The 13312-nt window shown below is 56.9% G+C and carries 11 protein-coding genes; 4 read left to right on the top strand and 7 right to left on the bottom strand.

Annotated features, from left to right (window positions below):
* Positions 1–43: 43 nt before the first annotated feature.
* Both G536_RS0114805 and G536_RS0114800 read left to right on the top strand, forming a co-directional pair.
* Entirely contained in the window at positions 44–3127 is a 3084-nt protein-coding gene (locus G536_RS0114805; RefSeq protein WP_022824388.1) for a sensor histidine kinase, read from the top strand.
* A 122-nt stretch (positions 3128–3249) separates the two neighbouring features.
* The gene (locus G536_RS0114800; RefSeq protein WP_022824387.1) at positions 3250–3906 is read left to right on the top strand and encodes a response regulator; all 657 of its coding nucleotides are present in this window, start codon (positions 3250–3252) and stop codon (positions 3904–3906) included.
* A 32-nt stretch (positions 3907–3938) separates the two neighbouring features.
* Here G536_RS0114800 and G536_RS0114795 read toward each other — a convergent pair whose 3' ends face one another.
* The 5 genes from G536_RS0114795 to nuoK all read right to left on the bottom strand — a co-directional run bounded on the left by G536_RS0114795 (position 3939) and on the right by nuoK (position 10679).
* Entirely contained in the window at positions 3939–5075 is a 1137-nt protein-coding gene (locus tag G536_RS0114795) for a S41 family peptidase (protein ID WP_022824386.1), read from the bottom strand.
* Positions 5076–5196: 121 nt separating this feature from the next.
* Complete coding sequence (locus G536_RS0114790) at positions 5197–6606, bottom strand: NADH-quinone oxidoreductase subunit N (RefSeq protein ID WP_026880205.1); 1410 nt, start codon at positions 6604–6606, stop codon at positions 5197–5199.
* Between the two features lie 125 nt (positions 6607–6731).
* A complete protein-coding gene (locus G536_RS0114785) occupies positions 6732–8201 on the bottom strand; it encodes a complex I subunit 4 family protein (RefSeq protein ID WP_022824384.1) in 1470 nt (489 codons plus the stop codon).
* A gap of 96 nt (positions 8202–8297) precedes the next feature.
* Entirely contained in the window at positions 8298–10244 is a 1947-nt protein-coding gene (gene nuoL / locus G536_RS0114780; protein WP_022824383.1) for an NADH-quinone oxidoreductase subunit L, read from the bottom strand.
* A gap of 102 nt (positions 10245–10346) precedes the next feature.
* Complete coding sequence (gene nuoK, locus G536_RS0114775; protein ID WP_022824382.1) at positions 10347–10679, bottom strand: NADH-quinone oxidoreductase subunit NuoK; 333 nt, start codon at positions 10677–10679, stop codon at positions 10347–10349.
* Between the two features lie 302 nt (positions 10680–10981).
* Between nuoK and G536_RS0114770 the strand changes: the two genes are divergently transcribed.
* Both G536_RS0114770 and G536_RS28060 read left to right on the top strand, forming a co-directional pair.
* Positions 10982–11584: an RNA polymerase sigma factor gene (locus tag G536_RS0114770; protein WP_245575834.1), complete on the top strand. Its 603-nt coding sequence runs from the start codon at positions 10982–10984 to the stop codon at positions 11582–11584.
* A gap of 125 nt (positions 11585–11709) precedes the next feature.
* Entirely contained in the window at positions 11710–12087 is a 378-nt protein-coding gene (locus G536_RS28060; RefSeq protein WP_022824380.1) for a hypothetical protein, read from the top strand.
* Positions 12088–12150: 63 nt separating this feature from the next.
* Here the strand turns inward: G536_RS28060 and G536_RS0114760 are convergent, their stop codons facing one another.
* On the bottom strand, positions 12151–12660 hold the full coding sequence (locus G536_RS0114760; RefSeq protein WP_022824379.1) for an NADH-quinone oxidoreductase subunit J family protein: 510 nt from the start codon (positions 12658–12660) through the stop codon (positions 12151–12153).
* 68 nt (positions 12661–12728) lie between these two features.
* Complete coding sequence (locus G536_RS0114755; RefSeq protein WP_022824378.1) at positions 12729–13307, bottom strand: NuoI/complex I 23 kDa subunit family protein; 579 nt, start codon at positions 13305–13307, stop codon at positions 12729–12731.
* Positions 13308–13312: the final 5 nt, after the last annotated feature.

Raw genomic sequence — 13312 nt, 5'->3', positions numbered from 1 at the left:
TCGGATGTAATTCGATACATTCGGGCCGGGGGCTGTATCGGGCATGAAAACAACGACTTACATCTGGCTGCTGGTGTTGGGCTTGCTGGTGCTACCACGTGGCGCGGCGCGTGCGCAGGCAGTGGAGCCCGTTTTCCGGACGCTGACTGCTGCCGACGGCTTGGCTGAAAACAGTGTGTATGCCATAGTGCAGGACCGGCGGGGCTTTTTGTGGGTGGGCACGCAGGACGGCTTGAGCCGCTACGACGGGGTAGGGTTTCGCACTTTCCGCAACGATGCTCAGCAGCCCACCAGCTTGGGCAGCAACTACGTGTTGTCGCTTTGCCAAGACCACCAGGGCAACCTGTGGGCTGGTACGGGTGGTGGACTTTCGCGCTACAATCCTCGCACCAATCAGTTTCGCACCTACCGCGCCGCGCCCATCGACTCCAGTGGCCTCTCCGATAATTTTGTACCCACCGTGCTCTGCGACAAGCAAGGGCGGGTGTGGGCCGGTACTGAAAGCGGCTTGCACCGCTTCAACCCCAGAACCCAGCATTTCGTCAGGTTCCAGCACTTGCCTTCGCCGCAGGCCATGAGTATACGGCGCAACGCGGTGCGGGCTCTAGCGCAGGATCGGGCAGGCGTGGTGTGGGTAGGTACCGGCGAAGGCCACGTCAGCCGCCTCGACACTCTCAAAGGCTGCCTTGTGCCCGATGTCCGCCTACAACCCGCTGGCATCGTTACGGCCTTATGCGCCGACCGGGCTGGGGGCCTGTGGGTGGGCACCGATACGGGGCTGCTGCGCTACCGGCCCGCCGATGGTGAACCCGTCCGTAGCTTTCAGCCCGCCGCTAACCGCTTGGGCAGCCTGCCCCTAGCAGCCATAAAAAAGGTGTTTGAAGATCAAGCCGGTACGATATGGGTGGGCACTACCGAAGGACTGTGCCGCTACGAAACTGCTACGGGTACCTTCAGCCGAGTGCAGCACCAGCCCCGCAGCCAGCACAGCCTACCCGAAAACACGGTGCAGGCTTTGGGCCAAGACCGGTCGGGGCTGTTGTGGGTGGGCACCGAAGCCGGGCTGAGTTGCGCCAGCCTGAAGCCCACACCTTTCACTAGTTTGCCTACGGGGGCCGCTGGGCCAGTTTGGGCCGTAAACTCAGATATGGCCGGCCGCGTGTGGGTGGGCACCGAGGAACAGGGTATCATTTGCTATGACCCCGCCACCGGCCGCCGCCAGCAGTTCCGCCACCGCCCCACCAACCCTGGCAGTATCGCTCAGGATTACGTGCGCGCGTTGTGTTTCGATAGGTACGGGCGGCTGTGGGTGGGCACTCAGAACCAGGGCCTCGACTGCCTAGAGCCCGGCAGCACCCGTTTCATTCACTACCGGCACAATCCAGCCCAGCCCAACTCCTTGGCCGACGACATGATTCAGTCGGTGTATGAAGACCGGCAGGGCTGTTTGTGGGTGGGGCACAATGGCGGCGGCCTCAGTTGCTATAACCCCGCTACCAAACGCTTCACCACGTTCCGCCACGATCCTAATAATCCTAACAGCCTGCCCAATAATTTTGTGCGAGCTACTTTTCAAGACCGGCAGGGGCGTTTTTGGGTGGCTACTGGTGGCGGCGGACTAAGCCGCTACAACGCCCAGACCAACCAATTCACCACGTTCCGGGCCGATGGCCGCAACCCGCACAGCCTCAGCAGCAACTCGGTTCGCAGTATTCTGCAAGACCGGCGTGGTACTATTTGGGTAGGTACCGAAGGAGGGGGATTTGCCCGACTCGATGACCCCCAACGAGGCCGATTTACCACGTTCCGCGAAGCGCAGGGTTTGCCCAATGATGTTGTGTATGGCATGCTGGAAGACCCTAGGGGCAACCTGTGGCTGTCCACCAACAAAGGGCTGGCCCGCTTCTCGCCCCGCACCCAGCAGTTTCACACATTTGATGAGCGCGACGGTTTGTTGCAGGACGAATTTAATGCCGCAGCATGCCACCGGAGTAAGGCGGGCCAACTATATTTCGGAGGCGTCAATGGCGTGGTTGCTTTCCGGCCCGGAGTGGTGCACACCAACCCCGTTGCGCCTCCGGTGGTGCTAACCGCCTTCCGCAAATTCAATCGTGCCATAGAGCTACCCGATACTGCCATTACCGAGCGCCGGATGCTGTTGCTAGCGCCCCAAGACAATTTCTTCTCGCTGGAATTTGCGGCCCTCAACTTCCAGCTACCCGAAAAAAACCGGTATGTATATCAACTCGAGGGCTTCGATAAAAACTGGATTCCGGCCGGCCGGCGCCGCGAAGCCACTTACACCAACCTCGACCCTGGCACCTACACGTTCCGGGTGCGCGCCACCAACAACGACGGCGTTTGGAACCCACAAGGGGTGGCCTTGCAGATTGTGGTGGCGCCGCCTTGGTACCGAACGTGGTGGTTTCAGGTGGGAATAAGTTGGGTGGTGTTTGGGCTGCTATTCATGGCCTACCGAATGCGGGTAACGCAATTGCTGGCCCTGGAGCGGGTCCGCCACGGCATTGCCCGCGACCTGCACGACGACATGGGCTCCACGCTCAGCAGCATTTCCATTCTCAGCCAGATTGCCCGCACCCATCAGCAGCAGCACCGCCCCGACCAGGCCGCCGTCCTCCTCGACCAGATTGGCGACTCGTCGCGCCGCATGCTCGATGCCATGGACGACATCGTGTGGGCCATCAACCCCGACCACGACGCGCTGGAAGACGTAACGGCCCGCATGCGCAGCTTCGCCTCTGAGGTGCTGGAGGCCCGTGGTATCGATTTCACGTTCCGGGTCGAGCCGTCGGTGCAGGGCCAGAAGCTGGGTATGCAGGCCCGCCGCGAGTTTTTTCTGCTGTTCAAGGAAGCCATCAACAACCTGGCAAAATACGCCCGGTGCCAGCACGCCAGCATCCTGCTCGCCTATCAACACGGCCACCTTCACCTCACCGTGCAGGACGACGGCATTGGTTTTGACCCTGCCAACCCGGCGCAGGGTGGCGGCAACGGCCTCGCTAACATGCGTAGCCGGGCCGCTGCCCTCCACGGCCAGCTCACCCTTGATACTGCCCCTGGCCACGGGACCACCCTCCACCTCAAAGTACCGCTCGGAGGAGAGTAAATAAGTGAATGGATGGGTGACTGTACACCATCCATCCACTTATTCATCTCACATCATTATGTAGTCGCGCCGGAGGAATGGGGGCTGTATATTAGCTGCGCGTAATCCTTACAGCCAGCCACATGCCAACCGTTACCCGTGTACTTATTTACGAAGACAATGCGGACTTACGCACCAGTTTGAGCCAGCTTTTGTCGGGGGCACCGGGGCTGGAGCTGGTCGGCGCAATTGGCAACTGCATGCAAGCTCAGGCTGACATGGAGCGCCTGCGCCCCGATGTGGTGCTTATGGATATCGACATGCCCGGCTGCACTGGTATTGAGGGGTTGCGCCGCATCAAGGCCGTAGCGCCCGATATCAATGTGGTGATGCTGACCGTGTTCGAGGAAAACGACCGAGTGTTTGATGCCATCTGTGCTGGCGCCGACGGGTATCTACTCAAGAAAACATCCCCGGTGCGGCTGCTCGATGCTATTGGCGAAGTGCGGGCCGGCGGCGCGCCCATGACGCCCGCCATTGCCCGGCAGGTATTACGCCTGTTCCCGAAAGCGCTACCCCGCCGCCCCGCCGAAGAGTCGCACGCCAACCTGAGTGCCCGCGAGCAGGAGATTCTGGGGCTGCTGGTGGAGGGCTACAGCTACAAGATGATTGCCGCCGACCGCAGCATCAGCATTGATACTGTCCGGTCGCATATCAAAAAAATCTACGAGAAACTGCATGTGCGTTCCATGACCGAGGCCGTAAGCAAAGCACTGCGGGAGGGGCTGACCAAAAGCTAGTGGCGGGCAGCAGCGTTGCACATAAACCAGCGCTACCGAGTGAGTTTACGGGCTTCCTTCAGGGCTTGCGCCAGCACAGCGTCGTGTTGCCGCTCCAGGTCCGGTAGCGTGTTCTCCACGAACACAGTTGGCGCAACGCCCACGTCCTCCAGTACTTGGCCTTGTGGCGTAGTGTAGCGCTGATTGGATAGGGTGATTTCCAGCCCATTTGGCAGCCGGGTGCCGTACATATCGGAAAGCATGCCCTTAGTAGCGGTGCCCACCCGTACAACCTGGGGGCGTTGGGCCAGCGCCAGCGTGAAATCCTCGGCGGCGCTGGCTGTTTGGTCGCTGGTGAGCAGTACCACCGAGCCTGTGAAGCGCGGACCTTTCGCGGGAGTCAGGTAAAACGCCTGGGGCTCTCCAAATTGCTCATAACTGCCAGCTTGCCTGATGGCTTTATAGTTGGCTAGGACACGCTGGTCGCTGAATCGGCCGGCTAGTTCGTAACCACTGTGGCCGCCGCCATTGTCGCGCACGTCGATCAGCAGCACCTGACAATCTGCCATCTGCGCCAAGGCTTTGGAAACGTGTTTTTCTAGCAGCTTGGCGTCGCGCTTTTCCTGGGCTGCCGTGCCCATCACACCTTTAGCCTCAGCGAAGAAGCGCGTCAGATGCAGGTAGCCAACCGTTGCCGTGCGGGTGGTATACAGCAAAGGCTTTTCCTTGAAGACGGGGCCACTGGCCTGAACCGGCGCGAAACCAGCAGCCTGTAGTTGCTGGTGAGCAACCTGCCAAAACTGAGGCTGCACGCTTTTGAAGATTTGCTTGAAAGAATTGCGGGTGCTTTCGCCCTTATATAGCATCGTTTCGCCGCGCGCAATAGTGATGTGCCCGTCGTGCAGGGGCTCCACCATCTGCCGGAAGATGGCCACCAGTTCCGAGTCCGTGGTCTGGGCGCTTACCTGCGGGCGGTAGGTGGCGTAAGTGGCTTCCCAATCAACCTGTTTCTGCGGGAAGAAAGCGTAATGGTCACGAAACGCATGCCAAAAAGCCTCGAATGACTGCTCCGGAACACTAGCCGTTGTGGCGGGCCCTACCTGCGCCAGTGCGCCATGAAACGGTAGCACCCATATCAGACAAATAATGCTGAGCCGCTGCAACAAAACGGAGGAAGTGGTTAGGGGCATAGGCACAAAAAGCTGCTGAGTTGGTGAAGTCAGGAGAAGCCAGGAGCAAAGTGGCGGCTGCTTCAAAAGAAAAGAGCGGCCCGTAAGCCGCTCTTCGCTGAGTAATTAAATAACCTAGAGGCTACAGGATACCGGCTATAATACCCGGCAACACGCCTAGTACCACGGTCAGCAAAGCCAGCAGCAGAAACGCGGCCGACTGAAACCCGCTTACCTGCAAGGGCTCGGCCGTATCGGCATCGGTATCGCGCATATACATGGCAATGATGGGGCGCAGGTAGTAATAAATACTCACCATCGACATCACCACAGCAAATACCACCAAGCCAATGTGCCCGTTTTCAACGGCGGCCGAAAACACGAAGAACTTGCCGAAAAAGCCGCCTGTAAGTGGAATGCCAGCTAAGGAAAGCATGGCCACCGTCAGCACGAAGGCCAGTAGCGGATTGGTTTTGGCCAGGCCGTTCAGCCCGTCGTAATCTTCGCGCATGCGCTGCTCCGATACCAGTTTCAGCACGCCGAAGGCCGCCACCGTAGCTACCGAATAAGCCAGCGAATAAAAGAAAATGCTGTTGGCCGATGCGCCTTCCAACTCACCATTGAATGCCACAAGTCCGATAAGCAGGTAGCCAGCGTGCGACACGCTGGAGTAGGCCAGCATACGCTTGGCGCTGTTTTGCGCTACCGCGCCCACGTTGCCGATGGCTAGCGTAAGCACGCACATGGCGGTAAGCGTAGGCAACCACAAGCCCTGCGCCGAAGCTGCTGGAAAAGCCTGCACCAGCAGTTTCAGGAAGGCCGCGAAGCCGGCAGTTTTTACCACCGTGCTCATAAACGCCGTGAAGAAGGTAGGGGTGCCCTCATACACGTCGGGGGTCCAGAAGTGGAAAGGCGCGGCCGAGACCTTAAAGCCGATGCCAATCAGCATCATCAGCATCCCAATGTAGAGCATCGGGGTAAGGGAGGCGTTGGTGGGATTCTGCACGGCAAACCGGATGTTGGCCAGCTCGAAGGTGCCAGTAGCGCCGTACACCAGCGCCACCCCGAACAGCAGGATACCCGTAGCAAACGCGCCCATCAGAAAATACTTCAGAGCCGCTTCGTTGGAACGCAAGTTAGTTTTCTGAGCTCCTGCCAGCACATACATGGCCACACTCAGGATTTCAATGCCCAAAAACAGCATCAGTAAGTGATTGTAAGCCACCATCATGATGGCGCCCACCAGCGAAAACAGCAGCAGCGAGTAGTATTCGGCTAGGTTGGGCTGCCCGTCGAGCACGTATTGCTCAGAAAAAGGTATCAGCAGCAGCGCTGTGAGCACCACAATGCCGGTAAACACCACCGAGAAGTTATCGACGATGAGCATGCCGTTGAAAAACGACTGTGGGCCGGCATTCCAGTCGAGGAAATTCACCGTCAGGACCGTGCCCAGCATGAGCATGGCGGCTGGCAGCAGAATCCGGTTGGAGCGCAGGAACCCTAGAAAGAGGTTGCCAAGGCCAAAAACAGAGAGAAGAACAATTGCAAACATGGGCGGGCGTTGGATGTAGCGCGAAGTCTTCACTTCGCGTATCATTTATATCGTTGGACGAGGGGCAAGCAGCCGGGGCAGTCGTGCAACGATACGCGAAGCAAAGGCCTCGCGCTACAGGCAATTTATCGTTTCACTACCTCACTGAGGATTCCCATCACACTGCCTTCCGACAGGTGCAGGAACGTATTCGGGAACAAGCCAATCCAGAAGACCAGCACGATAAGCGGCACCAGCACGGCCAGCTCCGCGCCGGTCAAGTCGGTGATGGTTTCCGAGAATGACGAGTCGGGGCCAAGCATCACGCGCTGGAACATGCGCAATAGGTACACGGCCGCCAGAATGATGGTAATACCGGCTACAGCGCCCATCCAGGCGTTATACTGGTACACACCGCCGAGCAGCAGGAACTCGCCTACAAATCCGTTGGTGAGGGGCAGTGCCACCGTCCCCAGCAGCAGCACCAGGAAGCACACCGTCAGCAAGGGGGTGCGGCGGGTGAGGCCGCCCAGGTCCGGAATCAGGCGGGTGTTGGTACGGCGCTCAATGCAGTCGGCAATGAAGAACATGCCTACTACGTTCACGCCGTGAGCCAGCATCTGAATGCTAGCACCCTGCAAACCAATTTGGGTGAGCGAGAACACCCCGGCCGCCATGAGTCCCACATGGGAGAGCGACGAGTAAGCAATAAGCCGCTTTACATCCTGCTGCCGAATGGCAATGATGGCGCCGTAGATGATGCCGATAATCGACAGGATTAGGACTAGGTTCTGCCACTGGCTCACGCCGAGTGGCACTACGGGCAGCAGCCAGCGCATGCAACCGTAGATACCCATTTTCAGCATGATGCCCGAGAGCAGCATGGTAGCCGGAGCCGGCGACTCGGTGTAGGTATCGGGCTGCCAAGTGTGGAAGGGGAAGATGGGCATCTTCACGGCGAAGGCCGCAAAAATCAGCCAGAACAGCCAGGATTGCTCCTGCGCGCTCAAGCTTAGATTATAGAACGAAGCTAGGTCGGAGTTGTGCGCCGCGAGGCCGTTGGCGGCGGGGCCAGTCTGGAAGTAGAGGTATACAAAGCCCGCCAACATGAACAGCGAACCAACGATGGTGTACAGAAAAAACTTGAATGTGACCTTGGCGCGATTGATGCCGCCCCACACGCCGGCCAGGAAGTAAATCGGAATGAGGGCCACTTCCCAGAAGAAGTAGAACAGAAAGGCATCTTGCGCCGTGAATACGCCTATCAACCCGGTTTCCATGAACAGCACCAGAGCATAAAATGCCGAGGCATTTTCAAAGCTGCGGCGAAAAGAAGCCAGCAGAATGATTGGCACTAGGAAAGTAGTGAGCAGCACCAACAGTAAGCTCAAACCATCCATTCCCACATGAAAGTTGATACCCGCCGATGCAATCCAGGGCAGATTGACCGAGAATTGGTCGGTGCTGCTGCTGTTGAACGTAATGGCTACGTACGTTGCCAGCACGAACTCAACCAAGGCCGCGCCAAATGCCGCCACGCGGGCAGCACTGCCTTTGAAGAAGTGCAGAAGCAGGGCGGCCGCAACGGGCCAGAGTAGAAGGAGAACTGTGAGCATTAGCTAAGCAGGTTGTTCCGAAGGCGTGCAAACTGATAGAAGAAAGGTCTCTGATCAGCCGACGACAGTTTAAGCGAAAGATGGGAAGGTGTATTCCTACAGCCTCCCGGAGTTCAGCGCCAGTATCAGCACGATACCGACTACCATCAGAATCAGATAGGTTTCCACCGAGCCGGTTTGCACGTAGCGCAGCAATTTCCCGCCGCCCATGGTAACGCGGCCAAAGCTGTTCACAATAGGGTCGATGACGCCTTGCTCTACGTAGCGGTGCAAGCCTTTCGAGAGCCACATGGTTGGGCGCACGAATAGGGCGTTGTACAGTTCGTCGATGTAGTATTTGTGGTACACCAGGTTTTCTGGGGCCGAGCGTTGTGCTTCTTCCTCAGCTGGCCGCACCCCACGGCTCACGTACTGCACGTAGGCTAGCACGATGCCCAGCACACCCGCACCCACCGACAGGCCGATGAGCATCAGCTCGGTGGCGTGGTCGGCGTGCACAGTGAAGGCAGCCGGATTGAGGCGTTGCGAGTACGTAAAGAGTGGTGCGAGGTAGTTGGCAAGGTAGGCGTGGTCTTCACCCAGAAAGAACGGGGCGTTCATGAAACCACCCACGGCGGCCAGAATAGCCAGCACAACGAGCGGCAGCGTCATAGAAGCCGGCGACTCATGTAGGTGGTGTTTCTGCTCCTCAGTACCCCGGAATTCGCCGAAGAAGGTCAGGAACAGCAAACGGAACATGTAGAACGCCGTCAGGAAGGCCGTAAACAAGCCCACAGCGTACAGCACCTTACTGTGCTCAAAGGCGTGCAGTAGGATTTCATCTTTCGAGAAGAAACCCGAGAATGGCGGAATGCCAGCAATGGCCAAACAGCCAATCAGGAAGGTGATAAACGTAATGGGCAGGGCCTTGCGTAGGCCACCCATGCGGCGCATATCCTGCTCGTTGCTCATAGCGTGAATCACCGAGCCCGCGCCCAAGAACATCAAGGCTTTGAAGAAGGCGTGGGTTAGCACGTGAAATAAGCTGGTGCTATAGCCCATTACGCCCAGGGCCAAGAACATGTAGCCCAACTGCGAAACGGTGGAATAGGCTAATACCTTTTTGATGTCATTTTGGGCCAGACCAATAGTGGCGGCAAACAAGGCCGTAGCCGCCCCAATGATGGCAATAACTTCCAGCGTATGGGGCGCCAGCGTGAACAGCACGTTGGCGCGCAGAATCATGTAGATACCCGCCGTTACCATGGTGGCCGCGTGAATCAGGGCCGATACTGGGGTAGGGCCGGCCATGGCGTCGGGCAGCCAGGTGTAAAGCGGCAGCTGAGCCGACTTGCCCATTGCACCTACGAACAGCAGCAGCGTAATGGCCGTAACGGTCATAGTGCCAATCTGCATGGCCGAGGCCTTCTGGAATACCTCGGCGTACTGCACCGAATCGAAGGTCAGGTAAATCAGGAAGATGCCGAGCAGGAAGCCCAAGTCACCGACCCGGTTGATGATGAAGGCCTTCTTGGCAGCGTTGTTGTAGCTGGTGTTCTTGTTCCAGAAGCCAATAAGTAGGTAGGAGCAGAGCCCCACACCTTCCCAGCCAATAAACAGAATCACGAAGTTGGCGCCCAGCACCAGCACTAGCATACTGAACACGAATAGGTTCAGGAAGCTGAAAAACTTGCCCACGTTCTCGTCGTGGTGCATATAGCCGATGCTGTACACATGAATCAGGAAACCCACTCCCGTTACGAGCAGCAGCATAATCAAGCTGAGCTGGTCGATTTGGTAGGAGAAGGGAATCTGCATCGAGCCCACCGAAATCCAGTTGAACAGCGTGACGGTGTACTGATACTGAAAGTTCAGGAACAGGAACACCGAAATGGCGAACGAGCCCAGCACCGCCAAGCTGCCGATGGCGCCGGCTACCGTGCCGGAGAGGCGCTTGTTGAGTAGCCCGTTAATCAGAAAGCCCAGGAAAGGTAGCAGCGGAATCAGTACGTACAGAAACGTAGCATACGGGGCGCTGGCGGCAGGTAGAACGGTTTCTTGCATATAATAGGGTCTTGGGGGCCTGGGGGCTCAAGGGCTGGGATTTCTCGGCTGATGCTGAACATCAACCAAGCTCCTAAGTCCTCAAGCCTCCAAGACCCAAAACTAGAACTTCAGTCGGTTTAACAGATTGACGTCAGTATTCTGCAGGTTGCGGTAAATCATGACGATGATGGCCAGCCCTACCGCTACTTCGGCAGCGGCCACAGCCATGATGAAGAACACGAAAACCTGGCCATTGGCATCAGAACGATACGCTGCAAAGGCTGTTAGTAGCACGTTTACCGCGTTCAGCATCAGCTCTATGCACATAAAGATGATGATGGCGTTCCGCCGGGTAAGCACCCCGATTACTCCGATGGCAAAAAGCGCCGTGGCGAAGAAAACGTAGTATTGAAGCGGAACCGTTTGAATAACCTGCGGTATGTTCTGATCCATGCGGGGCAGTTGACGGCGAAAAAGAAGCGGCACGCCAGAGCGCAGCCGTAATGAATAGGCTGGCAAAGGTATCCTGAAAATTGGAAAACGCCACTCTTAAATAGCATGCTACGGCCTGGCTTCTCGGGAGTAAATCCCTTATACCCTTATAATGTAGGGCAAAACGATCTGTACTTGCCAGGTTAGTGGCGTTGGTGCTAGCTAATAGATGGGTGGTTGCCGCTGCCTGGCAAAGCTGGCTGACCAGAGAAAATACAGAACCAATGAAGTATTTTTCAGCGTCGTTCGTCTGTGTTAGCAGAATGGAAACGCTACCCCTCACCATGACGCTACCGATGACGGCCGGCCACCAGGACCAGCAGATACAGGAGGCCGTGCGCGCGCAGCGCGGCCGGCTGTTGCAGTTCATCCGTCGCCGCATCCCCGACCCCGCTGAGGCGGAAGACGTATTGCAAGACGTCTTTGCCGAACTGGTAGAAAGCTACCGAGTACTCAAGCCGGTAGAGCAAGCCGCCGCTTGGTTGTTCCGGGTGGCCCGCAACAAAATCACCGACCTCTACCGCCGTAAGAAAACAACTTCGCTGGAGGATGAGTTGGCCCGCGGCTTCTCCGGCGATGAGGAAAACTCCCTTCTGCTCGCCGACATTCTGCCTGCCCCTGATGATGCTCCAGAAAACCGGCTACTCCGCGAGACGCTGATGGAAGCCCTGTCCGACGCGCTGGCTGAACTGCCCGCCGCCCAGCGTGAAGTGTTTATCTGGCACGAACTGGAAGATAAAACCTTCCGCGAAATGGAGGAGGAAACAGGAGTTCCACTCAAAACCTTGATTTCGCGCAAGCACTACGCTGTGCAACACTTGCGTAAGCGGCTGCAAAAGCTTTACACGGAGCTTTTCACTGATTAACATCCTAAAAACGTCATGCCTGAGCTTATCGAAGCATCTCGCGTGCTGACGTTGAAAACAAAAAGAGGAATAGCATTAGCGAGATGCTTCTTTCGTCAACCGACGTTTTTTAGTAACTCAACCCAATGAATCGTTCTTTCCGGCCTCTAGTTGGCCTCAAATTCATCCTGCTGGGCGGTCTGTTCGTGGCCGTCGTCGGCTTCGTTACCATGACTCTCTGGAACCGGCTTGTTCCGGAGTTATTCAACGGCCCTGTCATCAACTTTTGGCAAACGCTAGGCCTGTTAGTGCTTTCCCGAATTTTATTCGGAGGCTGGGGCCGCGGCGGACGCTCTGGAGCTTGGGCCCGCCGCCGCAAAATGATGCGCGAAAAGATGGAATCCCGTATGGCTAGCTTATCTCCAGAGGAACAAGAGAAGTTCCGCCAGAAAATGCGCGCCACCTGCGGCCCTGCTTGGATGCGTCGCCCTGCCCCCGAAGAGCCTCAGCAGGTATCGGTGTAACGTATAAAAGAAAAGCGGCAACTGATTTCAGTTGCCGCTTTTCTTTTATCAAGTTTACTGTCTCTAAAAATGTCGTTCGCCGGTTTCGCGCTTGCCTAGCATTACGGCTCCTACCATAGCTACTAGTAGCAGGATGGAAGCCAATTCAAATGGTAGCTTATAGGTGGTAAACAGCACCATACCAAGCTTGTCAACCATGCCAATCTGCGAGTCGAATGCAGTACCGTTTACGGCTGGTAGTTGGATGTCGCGCAACGCCACAATCATAATGACAAAAAGCGAGCCGCCGGCAATGGCTGCCGCAATTTTAGCTAGAGCTGGCTTATGCGGTTCTGTATCTACGTTCAGGTTCAGGAACATAATCACGAACAGGAACAGTACCATAATAGCACCAGCATACACAATGATGTTCACAGCCGCCAAGAACTGTGCGTTCAACAACAGATAGTGTCCTGAGAGCGAAAAGAACGTCAAAATCAAGAACAATACACTATGTATCGGGTTCTTGGCAAACACCACGCCTAGCGCACTTAGCAGTGCTACGAAGGACAGAAAGAGGAAGAGTGGAGACATTGCAGATGTTTTTTGTTGTCCTAAGCTCGCAAATTCTTTCGCTTTGCTTGGGACGACAAATGTAGTAGTTACGCCGGTTGCTGAACCATCTTGTTGCGGAGAGCCTCGGCTTGCTCTGGCGTGAGCTGGATGCCGCGCTCCGAACGTTTGGTAGGATCAACGGGCTCTACGAGGCGGTCTTTACCGTAAATAAACTCGTCGCGCTCGAAGCGTGGGGGAGCCATTTTATCGGCTTGGAGGTATACCGCAGCTTTCGGGCAGGCTTCTTCACAGAGGCCGCAGAAGATGCACCGCAGCATGTTCACTTCGTAGCTGATGGCGTACTTCTCCTCGCGGTAAAGGCCTTCTTCGCCTTTCTTACGCTCGCCAGCAACCATCGTAATAGCTTCGGCAGGGCAAGCTACGGCACAAAGGCCGCAGGCCGTGCATCGCTCCCGACCCTGTTCGTCGCGCTTAAGCACGTGCAGGCCACGGAAGATAGGGGAGAAAGGACGCACCTCTTCGGGGTAACGCACGGTGGCCTTCTTCATAAAGAAGTGGCGCATCGTGATGCTTAGGCCCTGGAAGATAGCCGGCAGATAAGCCCGCTCCGCCAGTGTCATCGGCTTCTTTTCTAGTTTCTTGGCTCTATTGGTGAGAGGCTGCATGAGTC

This window comes from Hymenobacter norwichensis DSM 15439 (assembly GCF_000420705.1).
In the GTDB taxonomy this organism is placed as follows: Bacteria; Bacteroidota; Bacteroidia; order Cytophagales; family Hymenobacteraceae; genus Hymenobacter; species Hymenobacter norwichensis.
The sequence above is the reverse complement of the archived record's forward strand: the minus strand, read 5'-3'. Positions and strand labels throughout refer to the sequence as shown.

Excerpts from the sequence above, each read along its gene's own strand:
- G536_RS0114770 (WP_245575834.1), top strand. The coding sequence starts at position 10,982 with ATGGAAACGCTACCCCTCACCATGACGCTACCGATGACGGCCGGCCAC.
- G536_RS0114805 (WP_022824388.1), top strand. The coding sequence starts at position 44 with ATGAAAACAACGACTTACATCTGGCTGCTGGTGTTGGGCTTGCTGGTG.
- G536_RS0114800 (WP_022824387.1), top strand. The coding sequence starts at position 3,250 with ATGCCAACCGTTACCCGTGTACTTATTTACGAAGACAATGCGGACTTA.
- nuoL (WP_022824383.1), bottom strand. The coding sequence starts at position 10,244 with ATGCAAGAAACCGTTCTACCTGCCGCCAGCGCCCCGTATGCTACGTTT.
- G536_RS0114785 (WP_022824384.1), bottom strand. The coding sequence starts at position 8,201 with ATGCTCACAGTTCTCCTTCTACTCTGGCCCGTTGCGGCCGCCCTGCTT.
- G536_RS0114790 (WP_026880205.1), bottom strand. The coding sequence starts at position 6,606 with ATGTTTGCAATTGTTCTTCTCTCTGTTTTTGGCCTTGGCAACCTCTTT.
- nuoK (WP_022824382.1), bottom strand. The coding sequence starts at position 10,679 with ATGGATCAGAACATACCGCAGGTTATTCAAACGGTTCCGCTTCAATAC.
- G536_RS0114795 (WP_022824386.1), bottom strand. The coding sequence starts at position 5,075 with ATGCCCCTAACCACTTCCTCCGTTTTGTTGCAGCGGCTCAGCATTATT.
- G536_RS28060 (WP_022824380.1), top strand. The coding sequence starts at position 11,710 with ATGAATCGTTCTTTCCGGCCTCTAGTTGGCCTCAAATTCATCCTGCTG.
- G536_RS0114760 (WP_022824379.1), bottom strand. The coding sequence starts at position 12,660 with ATGTCTCCACTCTTCCTCTTTCTGTCCTTCGTAGCACTGCTAAGTGCG.
- G536_RS0114755 (WP_022824378.1), bottom strand. The coding sequence starts at position 13,307 with ATGCAGCCTCTCACCAATAGAGCCAAGAAACTAGAAAAGAAGCCGATG.